The 12,386-nt window shown below is 46.6% G+C and carries 10 protein-coding genes; all 10 read right to left on the bottom strand.

Going from position 1 to position 12,386, the window contains the following annotated elements; all coding sequences use genetic code 11:
• Window positions 1–92: 92 nt before the first annotated feature.
• Window positions 93–983: an N-acetylmuramidase family protein gene (locus MHM93_RS12295; protein WP_239449305.1), complete on the bottom strand. Its 891-nt coding sequence runs from the start codon at window positions 981–983 to the stop codon at window positions 93–95.
• A 142-nt stretch (window positions 984–1,125) separates the two neighbouring features.
• Entirely contained in the window at window positions 1,126–1,809 is a 684-nt protein-coding gene (locus MHM93_RS12290; protein ID WP_239449304.1) for a GAD-like domain-containing protein, read from the bottom strand.
• Window positions 1,810–6,267 (bottom strand): polymorphic toxin type 15 domain-containing protein, encoded by a 4,458-nt coding sequence (locus MHM93_RS12285; protein ID WP_239449303.1) that lies wholly within the window; start codon window positions 6,265–6,267, stop codon window positions 1,810–1,812.
• A gap of 16 nt (window positions 6,268–6,283) precedes the next feature.
• Entirely contained in the window at window positions 6,284–7,147 is an 864-nt protein-coding gene (locus MHM93_RS12280; RefSeq protein ID WP_239449302.1) for a hypothetical protein, read from the bottom strand.
• The gene (locus MHM93_RS12275) at window positions 7,138–8,160 is read right to left on the bottom strand and encodes a hypothetical protein (protein ID WP_239449301.1); all 1,023 of its coding nucleotides are present in this window, start codon (window positions 8,158–8,160) and stop codon (window positions 7,138–7,140) included. The genes MHM93_RS12280 and MHM93_RS12275 overlap by 10 nt, the downstream gene beginning before the upstream one ends.
• A gap of 21 nt (window positions 8,161–8,181) precedes the next feature.
• On the bottom strand, window positions 8,182–8,475 hold the full coding sequence (locus MHM93_RS12270; RefSeq protein ID WP_026111034.1) for a PAAR domain-containing protein: 294 nt from the start codon (window positions 8,473–8,475) through the stop codon (window positions 8,182–8,184).
• 82 nt (window positions 8,476–8,557) lie between these two features.
• Window positions 8,558–8,953, bottom strand: coding sequence for a hypothetical protein (locus tag MHM93_RS12265; RefSeq protein ID WP_239449300.1), 396 nt, complete (start codon window positions 8,951–8,953; stop codon window positions 8,558–8,560).
• 206 nt (window positions 8,954–9,159) lie between these two features.
• On the bottom strand, window positions 9,160–9,867 hold the full coding sequence (locus tag MHM93_RS12260; protein WP_239449299.1) for an ankyrin repeat domain-containing protein: 708 nt from the start codon (window positions 9,865–9,867) through the stop codon (window positions 9,160–9,162).
• 220 nt (window positions 9,868–10,087) lie between these two features.
• Window positions 10,088–10,795, bottom strand: coding sequence for a hypothetical protein (locus MHM93_RS12255; RefSeq protein ID WP_239449298.1), 708 nt, complete (start codon window positions 10,793–10,795; stop codon window positions 10,088–10,090).
• 84 nt (window positions 10,796–10,879) lie between these two features.
• The gene (locus MHM93_RS12250; RefSeq protein WP_239449297.1) at window positions 10,880–12,385 is read right to left on the bottom strand and encodes an Mbeg1-like protein; all 1,506 of its coding nucleotides are present in this window, start codon (window positions 12,383–12,385) and stop codon (window positions 10,880–10,882) included.
• Window position 12,386 lies beyond the last annotated feature (1 nt).

Raw genomic sequence — 12,386 nt, 5'->3', positions numbered from 1 at the left:
GGTTATCTACGTAGCATTTAAATACGGTGTTTGTGTCACTTTCTGTTGCTTGACATGAAGCTATTAGAAATAGTGGCAATGTGGTTAGGACTTTACTCGTTGTCATACTTATCAAATGCCTGTTGTAATTTAACATCATATTTGTTTTTCGCGTATTGAGAACCATTATAACCTCGAGCAAATGCAGCCCAATTCAAAGTGGTTAAGTGCTGGTCTAATCCCTTACTTTTTACAAAACTAACGAATGCATCGAGCTGCTTCCTTTCAGACGTAAACATCGCTTTAACGAAGTTTTCTATACTAGCAAAGCCGGCTGCTCGATGGTTAAAGCCCATAATTTGGAAGCGTCCCCATGAAGCAGACTTGAGCGCTTCAGTCACATTCAATGCCATCGCTTGCTCCAGCCGAGTGTACTCCTGAGCTCCGCCAATGTATAAGCTTCGGTTCCAAGCCCTACTTGAAATGGACGGGTGGCTTGCATCATAAATATGCCCCGTTAGTCGAGAAAATATGTGTGCTTCATATAAGATTTTAGGCTTACCGTTAGGTAGAAAAGCATCCGTTGATGACTCCACTTCTGCAACGGCTTTAATTGCGGCAACTTTACAGCTTAGTTCGTTGGCAACATCTACATAGTCAGAGTTTGATAAGTTTATTACATCAGAAGATGCTGTTGGCAGCTTGAAGCTAACTTGACCTGGTGCTTGGAGCAGTTTCTCATTTATTTTACGGTGAGTTCGTCCATTAACATCTATTCTTCCATCTGGGCGCACCATGCCTGCTACTTTGCTTTGAAATGCCTTGATAGCAGCAACAGTCTTAGAGTTCTCTGGTGTTGCACCAACTCGGCCATCAACGACAAGTGTTCTCGTTGGAGCAATTAAGTTTATCAGGGAATTAATTGCATTCTGGACTGCTTTCACATCGTTCGGGTTATTCATTGCACCAATCCCAACGGATTGATTTAGTCTCATTGCTGACATATGAAACTCCTTTTCATGTATTTGTGTTTAAACGATAATTTTAAAGCCATATCATATTAACGTTCAATGAAATGCTTTTTTACTTCCTCGATAAATATTCATTTTATAATTAATTTTTTTGAGTAATTAATCGCTTGAAGCATTAATCTTTATGTAGTTCATTAGACATAGCGACAATATCTGCCATTATACGTTTCTCGCCCAACTCAGCTAGAAAGTTCAAATGCTCAATCGCTTTTACTTTTTTCAAATTCTCAAGTTTATTTACCCCACCAAGCGCCAACGCGGGAACGAACGCATACATTTCATCAGCTTCTAAAGGCCCAAGCTTCTTAAGTGCTTGTTCAAACAAAGGCTTTTCGTCAACATCTTTTTGATCTAGGGGAGTTTTATTCATAGTTGCAAAAAACAAATCAACGGTTAGCGTTTCTCCATCCTCAACCAAGTCTTCTGTACTATCAGTTGGAAATAGCATTCCGAAATTTGAATTAATATCCAAACTTTGCCCTGATGCTTTCCCCCAAACCACTAGATCCCCAAAAGCACCGCGACCAATTACATAATATTTATCAATTTCATTTTTTTCGCGTTCAGCGAATTCGGTGCCTTCAAGCCAAGTTTGTAGAATATCATGGTAATCTAGTGGGTTTACTAACCAAAAAATGCCATCACCCCACCCACAAAAACCGTATTCTTGCCAGTATTCCAACAAACGGTCAGGCAATTTGCCTTTGAAAAAATCAAGTGTTTCTTGTGTTGGCATTGTCGCTTTAATTGCGGGACCAAAGCCTTTAAAATTGTAAAAATTATCAAAATATTTATTCATCTATTTACACCTATGTAAATCCACATTCATCTTAGCATCTGGCCCTAACTCTTCTAATGCTTGTTCAGCCTGCGCATCCATTTTTGCGACACGGCTTCCATCTAATTTATTGCCTGCCGCATCTACGCCTTTATACTTCCACTGCGAACCGATTGACTTGTTCACACTCGCATCACCCAAGTCCACTACGTTATCATAGCCACCGGCAATCATGTCAGGGTTATGAAGAGCATTAAGAGTGCTCATTTCATTACTCGCAAGCTCTTGGGCTTTTTGGTGTGCTTCTTCACCAAAGTATTCTCCACGTCTTGCTAGCTCTTTTTCATACTTTTTAACTAATTTCTCTTTGAAATCATCTCTCGCTTTTTGCTGCGCAGCCCCCGTTCCTTTACGGCCAATTTTTTTGTATGCCTCACGATTATCTAAATATTCCTTGACCGTCATATCATTAATGCCATCTTGCTGGCCTTTCAATTGCCGGTCGTACTCTGCATCGGTGCCTTTTTTATTCTTCTTAAAGCAAGCTACCTTGTGTAACTTCATTTTTTTGACAACCTTTTTGGTTGTTTTCTCGAGCGGTTTACTGACGGAGTCGGGCACCTTATCAAGTACCTTGTCTGCAACTTTCACTGGCTTTACTACCGCCAAAGCGATACTTGTTAGTGCACCGGAAAAGTCGCCTTCAAGAACTTGATTTGTTGCATTAATACCATCTTCAGCGAAGAAGCTCCAAACCTCAGCTTGCCAACCACCAGATGCACTAATTTGTTCATTCGCATCTTCTAACAACCATTGGCCAAACCCTTTGGGGCCCTCTTCCTTACAACTCAACCCCAGTGGGTCCACCCAGTTAATGGGGTTGGGTGCATATTGGTAGTGGTTAATACCGCCTACCAAGCCAATTGGGTCTTGGTTAATAAAGCGCTGCTGTTTGGGGCTGTAATAGCGGTAGCGATTGTAGTGCAAGCCGCTTTCTTCATCAAAGTACTGGCCCTGAAAACGCAGGGGTTGGGTAATGTGCTCTGTGCTGAGCTCGATTTGCTCACTGTAACCAAAGGCATCGGTATTATTTTGCCACACCACCTCGGCGTGGGCGTTGGTCACAAACTGCGGGGTATCGAGTTGGTCTAAATGGTAATAATACACACCACTGTTGTTGATTAGCAGTAATGGCTGATACTCGCCGGGCAGTGATACATACCAGGTATACTGGCCGTTTTGGCACTCGCCGAGCAGTTGGTTACCGTCCCAAATATAGTCAATGCGACCTTGCTCAGTCAGTTTGGCGCAGCGTCGACCGAGTGGGTCATACTCATAACGAGTCAGCTGGTCGTTATGATAAAAGCTTGCGAGCTGGTTTAAGGCGTTGTATTCCAAGCGTTGGCGCTGCCCTTTGCCAAGTACGTGCACCTGGTTGCCGCAGGCATCATAGTCAAACTCGTCTTGACCAAGGTGGTACAGGCGGTCATCAATACAGGCTGTGCCCGTAAATACATCCTCGGCGCTGTTATTAAGGGCAGGGGAGGTGTGCTCTTTATCAACTGGACGCAGTGCTGGTTCATCCGATGCGGTCGCTTGATCCGGGTTGCCAAAGCTGTCCCAGTGGTAGCGCGCCGATTGATCGCCGTTGACCTCAATAAGCTGATTGATGGCGTTGTACTGATATTGCTTATCGCTACTTAGCTCGCTGTTTGAGCTCTCGCGCTGACTGGCTATAAGTTGGTTGTTGCCATCGTATTGGTAGCTTTGTTTAGCATAGAGCGCATTTTCTGGGTGCGATAACTCTTGCTCGCAAAGACGGCCAAAACAATCAAACTCTTGCTTGGTGGTGATGTTATTGGCGTAGTGAATTTCACTGAGTTGACCATGTCGATGGCTGAGCTCAACATGGGTGTGCCCATTGAGATCGATGCGCGCCAGTTGGCCTTGGGCGTCATAATGATAATTAAGAATTTGGCCGTCGGCCAAAGTTAAGGCGCTGCGTCGGCCAAAGGCATCATAACTGTAGTTAAGGGTATGTTGGCCCTGGGTCGCTACCAGTAGTTTACCGGCTTGATCGAACCCTTGTGTCAGAGTGGTGGCGCCGTTATGGGCGCGCTGCAGGCGTCCTTGACTGTCATAACTAAAATAGTTGGACAGGTTACACAGGGTGCTGTCTTTGGCATTGGGGTGGGCAGCCTGTTGTTCTATGACTTGGCCGAGCGCGTTTCGTTTTAATTTAATGAAGCGCTCGTCGGCATCGTTGAGTGCGACCACACGGTTATGAGCATCAAACTCAAAGCGCTGCACGCGACCGTCAAAGCCCGTGGTGCGAATTGGATTTTCATTGGCATCGTAATCAATGCGGTATTCTGCACCATCACTGCGGGTAATACCGATCAGGTTGCGCTCTTTATCATAGCGGTAGCGTAAGTGGCTGCCATCGGCAAAACGCACTTGTTCGGGCTGCGCTAATCCAGCGTAATCAGCGCTGGTTTGCTCGCCATTACCGTTGGTGGTCGCCGTTAAGCGACCAGCAGCATCGTAATGGTACTCAATACGAATCGCCGCGTGCTCGTCGCCTTCTTGGCGCATGACTTTGGCGCTCAGTTGGCCGGCGGCATTGCGCTCGAATTGGGTTAATAGACCGGTGTTGGTTAGAGTTGCATTAACGCGGCCTAGTTCGTCGTAACTAAAGCGCGTTAGGACATCGCCTTGTTGATGTGCTAAGAGCTCGCCTTGGGCACTCCAGCTAAATTGTTCACTGCGGCCATTGTCATGCACCACCGTGGTCAGTTGGTTATTATCATTGTATTGATAATGGCTGGTGCGGCCATCGGGCAGAGTTTGCGATTGCAGCAGACCCATTGCAGTAAACGCGCGCTTGAGTTCGCCGCCATCGGCATAGCGAGTCAGTACATGCTGCCCCAGTTGGTTGTAAGCAAAGGTGGTTTTATTGCCTTGAGCATCGTAGTGGGCCACTTTTTGGCCACGATCATTGTATTCGCTGCGCTCTTCGCTGCCATCTGGATGTTGGGTGTGAGTACGATTGCCGAAGGCATCATAGCGGTATCGCCAGCTGTGGCCCCGCGCGTCGGTGTATTCAACCAGCTTACCGTCGCTGTTGTGAACAAAGGTTTCGGTATTACCGCGACTATCGGTACTTTTACTCACTCCCTCTCGTGGGTATTCAAAGCTGTATTCGTAGGTGTTGTTATCACCGTACTGGCGAATACATTTTGCATCAACGCCTGCACCTTGCCACTCAAAGTGGTGGCTAAAGCCACTGGCGCGGGTACGCTTGCTAATAACATTATCGCCACGGTAGCTGTAACGCTCGATATTGCCCTGGCTATCGGTCACTGCCACTAGTTGTTTAGCGTCGTTGTATTGATAACAAGCAAGCAGCGGCTCATGGATGAGACGTTTATCTTTGTCATCCATGTGATAAGCGGCAATCTTAGTTAATAAATCATCGCCGTTATATTGCAGCACTACACCGCGCTTATCATTAATAGCAATGCGGCTAAGGCGTTCGTTGGCATCGTAGAAAAAGCTGAGTGTTTGTCCCTTGGCGTCGGTGATTTTCTCGAGCAACCAAGCCTTGGAACCAGCAAAAAACGTGTAATGGCTGTCATCAGGGCGTACTAAGGTTTGCTTGCCATCGTTTTGGTAGTGTAAAGCAAGTTGTGAGCTGAGCTGATAACTGGTTTGCCCTGGTTTTACCTTCTCAAACTCATGTATGCGGCCTTGCTCATCAACAAGTTCTAGCCAGTAGCGCCCGGGTGTTTTCGGGCCAACTTTGGGTGGCGCTTCGTAGCGCTCAAAAATGCTGAGAGCAAAATGATGGCGCCAGCCAAAACCCAAGCCCACATTGGCATCGCTTTTACTGGAGCGGTATAGCCGTTGCCACTTTAAAGGCATGGGGGCGTTAAGGGTAAAATCGACCAATGGGAGAATTTCTTCACCGCTTAGCATGGAGATAGGATCAGAGCGGCACTCTTGTTCATCTACACTTTGCTCAGTGGCCGTGTCATTGACTTGGGCCTTGTTTGGGTTGCCCTCGGATTGACCGCCTTTTTTGACCACGCTGGGTTGGGACTTTTTATCTTTTTGTGCTTTGGCGCCGCCACTGGCGCTGGCCGAGTTGGTATTGTCGCTAACTTGAATGCTGCGCTTGGGTTTTTGGTTATAACAAAGTAAGGAGCCTGATGCTAACGCCGAGCTTAGGCCATGGGCGACTTCCCGCGCGGTGGCGGTGTTAACCGAATGCACGCCCGCAGCGCGCAGCATATGCACACATTGAATTCGTTTATGAATATCGCCGACCAGATCTTCGGCCAATAGATTGACTTGGGCGCCTGCCGCATCTGGGGTGTCTATCGCCACCGGATCGTAGCCACCTGGGGCTTTATCATTGGCTAGGGTAATTAACACTGAGCCGCGTTTTGAGCGAAAGGCAATTGAACGAATATCCATATTCTTACGTTATTCCTTAATCAATCCATTGATACACAGAAGCTGCTTGGTAGAGCTTGGGCGTGCTGCCAAGGTGTAAAATAATATCACGATGCATGCTCGAATTGTAGTCATTATAGATACCAATAAATGAATAAAGGCCAAACACTGCGCCGAGCTGACCATGAACGTATTCACTTTGAGTCACCTTTGGTTGCTCAACCACTTTACCGTTTAGTTGTAAATACCCCTCAAGCCAGGCACTAGGCCAAGGCTCTTCCCCTAAGGCGGGGGCTACAATGTGCTCTATTGGGGCGGGCACTTCTTTTACCGCTTGGCTGAGTAAAGTAGGGAAGGGGTTGTGTTGTTCGATATCGAAGCAAGGTTCACCATGACAAAAGGGCACGTGCAGCCCCGTTTCACTAAACTGTATTCGTGCTAATGCGAATGCGGCGCCATTATTGTGTGTGATACCTTCATTTAGATGTAAAAATTGCTCATCTAGAGCAATGAATGTGACATGTTTAGCAAGCTGCATCGCTTTAATGAGTGCGCAGTGCAATGCCGATTCACCATGCGCGAAAAACTCGTTTACTGGGTGGGAGTGGCCTGGTTGCGCTCGGCCATTGGGAGCCACTTCGTTTAAGGCTGAAATAAGCGTATTTAGGCGTTGCTCATCATAAGCGAGGTTAGGCAGCAGCCAAAAAATAGGCTCCTCGGAGTCAAACTCAAAGCGGGCTAAAAACTGGTTTAGTGGTGCAATAAGAGAAATAGGCCAGGGCATTGCCTCGCTCTGTTGCGACTGCTCGCTTACAGGCATAGGCTCGCTAAGAAGAAGTGCCGCGTCGGTACTTTCGAGCCCAGGAAGGGCGATATCGAACTCTGTGAGTGTTATTGCCATGTGACCCCCAAGGAGAGTGGATGAACTATATGGCTCTCTTTTTTGTGCATTAAATTAAACAGCTGCGCCACCAAGTAAGGCGTAATAGCATCGAACTGATAGTCTTTAAGCGGATGCGTGTAGATGTCTTTCCCTGCCAGTAGTCGATTGGCAAAATCGACCTGCTCGCAAAAGGTTGGCCACTGTGTTGATAGTTGCTCTTGAAAGTCGCCCAAGGTATCGGGAGCAAGCCAAGCTTCCGTGAGTTGCTCTTGCGTAAATAGCGTTTCTACATGCTCGCCGTAACAGTTCATGAAGGTGTTGATAAGCTCGTTATTGGGCTCCTCACACAGTAATTGGTAAATCAAAGGAAGCTGCTTTGTCAGCCCCGCGAGCATGAATAGGTGTGCAATGTCTTGTGGGCTGTGGCTTTTTGACCAGGTATTGGCAATACGCTGAATACCATCATTGGAACAGGTCAAGAAAAATAGTTGGGCTAAAGGGTGCGTGAGCGAATAACGGGCCAGTATTTCTTCGCAAGCAGTCAATATGTCTTGTTTATCGTTTGCTTGCCAACTTAAGGTTTGCCCCGTGAGCAACGCGCGATAGTCGCTGTAATCTGTCGTGTCGATTTGCTGCAACACCGACTCGGGAATATGTGTTAACACCCCCTCTCGCCAAGCCAGCTCTAAAGCGATGGCATGATGCTTTGGTGATTCGCTAAGCAATAGCTGGTTCAATGCAGATTTCAGACTTAATCGTTGTAGCCTAATCAATAGTTGGCAAAAAAGCACTCGTTGCTCAAAGCTGGTTTCATCGCTAACTATAAAAGCTGCATCGAGCAGCGTTTTGCTGCCGATGCTCAGTGAAAAAGGGCAATGTGGATCAGAAAAATCTCGCAAACCCGCGCTGGCCTGGCGCAATTCGACGGTGAAGCGGTTAACGGCGCTTAAAAAGCTGGCACGATTAGCCAGAGGATGTGATTGTAAGCACACCAGTTCTTGCAAACGTTGAGCGGTATTCAAAGCTTCCATGCGTGAGTGCAATCCTTTAGCCTAGCCACCAATCAATACAGTTGGATTACCAACTACTATTTTCCCGCCGTGAGCGGTCCCATCGCCCATACGTGCGGCGGGTTTACCATTGATTTTTACAGATCCTGAGCCTGAATTAATGGTATCCGGCGGACCTACGCAAATAAGTTTATCGCCTTTTCTGGCCGCTGGCAGGCCACCAATCAATACATTGCCTGAGCCCATGATTATAGGGCCACCGACATGGGGAACTGGGCCGGGATTAGTCTTGGGGCATACATGCATATGAGTCAAAGTGGAAGCGGGTTTTCCCATGATCACATCCTTTTAATCGCTGAAAGGCTATATTATCGCCGATTAATAGTGCGTCGACAAGTATATTGAATGCCCAGCTTGATTATTCTGAAAAGTCAGGTTTCAACAAGGCCTGTAGTGGCTCAAGCTCCGTGGTATTAAAGTCCCAGCGCTGATGGTTTTTAAATTCGAAGTCTGCTTTGAAAAAGCCGCTTTTTTGTTGAATTTGTACCAATAATTGCTGAATTTGCAAGGGGCCTTGGCGAGTGATTTCCTGCTGCATATCCTGCACCATATCTGAGAGAACCAAATGCTCATTGGAGTTGACGTAAAATGGCGTGGCTGAACCATCGTCTTGGTAGTAGAAGCCAGCGTTTGCAAACCCCTTATCTTCTCGAGTAAGAACCAAAGCTAAGGTTGACCAAGTAATGCCTTTTAGTGCTGACGCTTTTAGCACCTCATCGACGATTCGTTGTAAATATTTAATATCAATGCCCATAGCTTATGTCCCTATATAATGGTTTTGGTTGCTAAGGTAGCATATTAAGTGAAATAGAGGGCGGATCAATACCTAGCGTCAGTATTTTTACAAAGAGTAAAATAAACGGTATTAAGTGATTATGTGACTATTTGCACTACTCATCTTACCGCACGATCTAGGTGTGAGGCTTCATTAAGGCGACAATAACTTAAGTTTCGTTTATATTAATTAGCTGCTCTGACCTCTTTCGGTGAGGGCGGAGGAAAAGAAACGCCTTTTTCTATCAGCAGTTCTTTGATTTCCATTACATACTCATAATTGTCAGTGCCAGGGCGAACCAATTTTTTACGCAAGTCTTTTTCTATGCTGTTGGCAACCGTGCCACCAGTGGTTGAGGGCGCAGAGTAGTTGGCTCCTTTAGAAATAAATAGTAAAGCGTATTTATACTTTAGCATGAGCGCCGCATAGTTGGCGGCGTTGGTGTTCATCGCATCTGTGGCATTAAGATCAACATCATGCTTTAGCAGTAACTCTATTTGGTCGTCTTTATCGTTGGCAATAGCATTGAAAAGAGCTGGCTTTTTATGGGCATCAACGCCGTTGGGAGAGGCATTATGCTCTAATAAAACCTGCATCATATCTGTTTTGTCGCTGCCCGCTAAAGCTGCGAGGAGCTGTTCTTTCTTTGGTTCGTTACGGTCTTTTTTAACTAGGGCCGGGTAGTCGGGATTCGCGCCGAGTTCTAGCGCAAGCTGTAACGATTCTTTGTCCGTCTCCATGGCGAGCCAAAATAGTGGCGTAATACCATGTTCACCGCGTACATCCAGTGCACCGCCTTTATCAATGATAGCTTGCGCGGCTTGCTTGTCACCCGCATTAATGGCGTTGAGCAACTTTACATGGGAGGGCTCAAAAAATTGTTCAGCTTTCATACCTTGCGCTAATATGGACATGTCCATAAATATAAGCAGCGCTGCATACAGCGATATGCGCGCCAAGTTAAAGTTGGAGAACGTCAATGTCAGTCTTACGCGAAGTCTGAGCCAATGAGTGTGACAAGGTTAATAAGCTCATTAATTTATCACTCCTTTTCGGAAGCAAGCAAAGTAGAGCGGGCGGTGATACGGTTGCGGCCTTTAGCTACACAAAGCCTTAATTAGCCGCTCTAACTTCTTTCGGTGAGGGTGGAGGAAAAGAAACGCCTTTTTCTATTAATAGTTCTTTCACTTTCATCGCATAATCGTAATTACTCGTTCCAGGGCGAAGTAATTTCTTTCGCAAGTCTCTCTCTATACTATTGGCAACCGTGCCGCCTGTGGTTGAAGGCGCAGAGAAGTCGCCTCCCTTGGTAATAAATAGTAAAGCGTATTTATACTTTAGCATAAGCGCTGAATAATTGGCGGCGTTATTGTTCATCGCGTCTGTGGCATTAAGATCAACTCCATGAGTTAATAACAAATTTACTTGCTCATCTTTGTCATTAGCAACCGCATTGAATAATGCCGGCTCTAAGCCTGCATCTACTGCGTTGGGAGAGGCATTATGTTCAAGCAAAACCTGCATCATATCGGTTTTGTCGCTACCGGCTAGAGCTGCCAATAATTGCTCTTCAGTCGGTCCATTTCGATCTAAGGTTACAAAAGCTGGAAAGTCAGGATCAGCGCCAAGTTCTAGCGCAAGCCTCAGTGATTCTTTGTCCGTCTCCATAGCGAGCCAAAATAGTGGCGTAATACCATGTTCACCGCGTACATCCAGTGCAACGCCATTATCAATGATAGCTTGCGCGGATTGCTTGTCACCCGCTTTAATGGCGTTGAGCAACTTTACATGGGAGGGCTCAAAAAATTGTTCAGCTTTCATATTTTTTCCTTGAGTAGGCAATGCCATGCAGGCTAACAGTATCAGTGCCAAAGGCACAGCAATAAAAAGAAGCTTCATGTTCACCTAGCCTAAGTAATTGTCTTTAATGGTATTAAGGGTGTTTATATCTTCTTGCTTTTGCGATTCAATTCCCTCAACAACTTGGTCCATTCCATGGCGGTCTATGGGTGTGCCACCTTGAAGGCTTGGCAGACTGCGCATATCACCAGACGCTTTAGGGATTAGGTCTAAACCGGCAATTGCCGCAGCTGTAGCAAGGCCCGCGACAGGGCCCCCGAGATATCCCACAGCGCCAGTGAGTATGCCTTTTACTGGCAAGCTCTGCGCCATAGTGAGAACATCACCATCAACCGCTTGAGAAACAATCAGTTTTGATACTTCTTCCAAAGGCAACCCTTGTTCACGAGCCGACGTTTTTGGATGTAAGCCTGAGGAGTTAAAGGTATAGCCTTTATTTCCCGATACAGCCACCCCGGATGTCGCCAGCCCGCCACCGAGAGAGTGACCAACCATAACAACATCATCTTCGTATACCCTAGAGACTGAGCGCGCTAATTTCATTGCTTGGTTGTACTGCTTTGTTTCCATACCACTGCCTTGCATAAAGTTGGTTTTCCAATCCGCAGCACCGGTTACACCATTATTCGTTCCTCTGAACGTTAACATTTTTTCGCCGGTAATATCAGATTCAAATAAAGCAGCACCAAAGCCCGACTTCTTGTCTGTAAATCTTGCTGACGCAAGACTAGGTGTATTTTCTGCGTTAAGGTGTTTTAAACCCACAGGCGGTTCTGGCAGCGTGTCTATATGTCCTCGGTTGTATTCATCAACGCGATAAACATACTGAGCGGCCTCAGCACGAACGACATTGTCATTATTAAAGTCAAGACGCTGCGCTGCAGGCTCTGCTCCAGGTAGCGAGCGGGTATCGGCAATTAGAGTCTTTCTTTGCTGATAACGTTGTTGCCTAGCTGCGACAGCATCAAACTGTTCAGGGGCCTCTGCCACTTGGGGTAATGGGGTGTTTGTAGAAGGCCCGTCTATTACACCGGCCGAGCTTGAGGCTGGAACTGCAGCTTTGGAGCTAGAAGGCGTGCTTTTACCTTGAGGACTGGCCAAATCTGCACCACTACTACGTTTTGGTTGCTCAACGCTGGGTTGCTGTGAACGAGTCTTGTCAGATTTTTGCAGCTGACGTTTTAAAACGCTTGGATGCTGGGCAATATCTTCTAGTGGATAAACAACTAGCCGGCCGTCTGTCATCGCCTGCGCCACATCGCACAACTGTACATGCAAGGGCTTTGACCCGCCATTTAGTAAGGTTAAGTTTAAATAGTCGTAAAGCGCACTAATGATAAGGTGATTATTTCGCCACGGGTCCAAGTCTTGAAGGAACTGCTCTGCAAACACTACCCCTGCACTGAACTCGGCCATTGCTGGCGCCAGCATAGGATCATCAGGGATATGCTCTGGACGACATATTAAGTGAGGCTCGCCAAAACAGCAGTACACCACGATACCTTGTGAAAACAAGGCTTCTTGGTTGTGGCTGCCAAGGTAAGCGTTCATA

Source organism: Pseudoalteromonas sp. MM17-2 (assembly GCF_022347945.1).
Classification (GTDB): Bacteria; Pseudomonadota; Gammaproteobacteria; order Enterobacterales; family Alteromonadaceae; genus Pseudoalteromonas; species Pseudoalteromonas ruthenica.
This window is presented reverse-complemented; position numbering and strand designations above follow the sequence as displayed.

Excerpts from the sequence above, each read along its gene's own strand:
- MHM93_RS12285 (WP_239449303.1), bottom strand. The coding sequence starts at position 6,267 with ATGGATATTCGTTCAATTGCCTTTCGCTCAAAACGCGGCTCAGTGTTA.
- MHM93_RS12270 (WP_026111034.1), bottom strand. The coding sequence starts at position 8,475 with ATGGGAAAACCCGCTTCCACTTTGACTCATATGCATGTATGCCCCAAG.
- MHM93_RS12260 (WP_239449299.1), bottom strand. The coding sequence starts at position 9,867 with ATGAAAGCTGAACAATTTTTTGAGCCCTCCCATGTAAAGTTGCTCAAC.
- MHM93_RS12250 (WP_239449297.1), bottom strand. The coding sequence starts at position 12,385 with ATGAACGCTTACCTTGGCAGCCACAACCAAGAAGCCTTGTTTTCACAA.
- MHM93_RS12290 (WP_239449304.1), bottom strand. The coding sequence starts at position 1,809 with ATGAATAAATATTTTGATAATTTTTACAATTTTAAAGGCTTTGGTCCC.
- MHM93_RS12295 (WP_239449305.1), bottom strand. The coding sequence starts at position 983 with ATGTCAGCAATGAGACTAAATCAATCCGTTGGGATTGGTGCAATGAAT.
- MHM93_RS12275 (WP_239449301.1), bottom strand. The coding sequence starts at position 8,160 with ATGGAAGCTTTGAATACCGCTCAACGTTTGCAAGAACTGGTGTGCTTA.
- MHM93_RS12280 (WP_239449302.1), bottom strand. The coding sequence starts at position 7,147 with ATGGCAATAACACTCACAGAGTTCGATATCGCCCTTCCTGGGCTCGAA.
- MHM93_RS12255 (WP_239449298.1), bottom strand. The coding sequence starts at position 10,795 with ATGAAAGCTGAACAATTTTTTGAGCCCTCCCATGTAAAGTTGCTCAAC.
- MHM93_RS12265 (WP_239449300.1), bottom strand. The coding sequence starts at position 8,953 with ATGGGCATTGATATTAAATATTTACAACGAATCGTCGATGAGGTGCTA.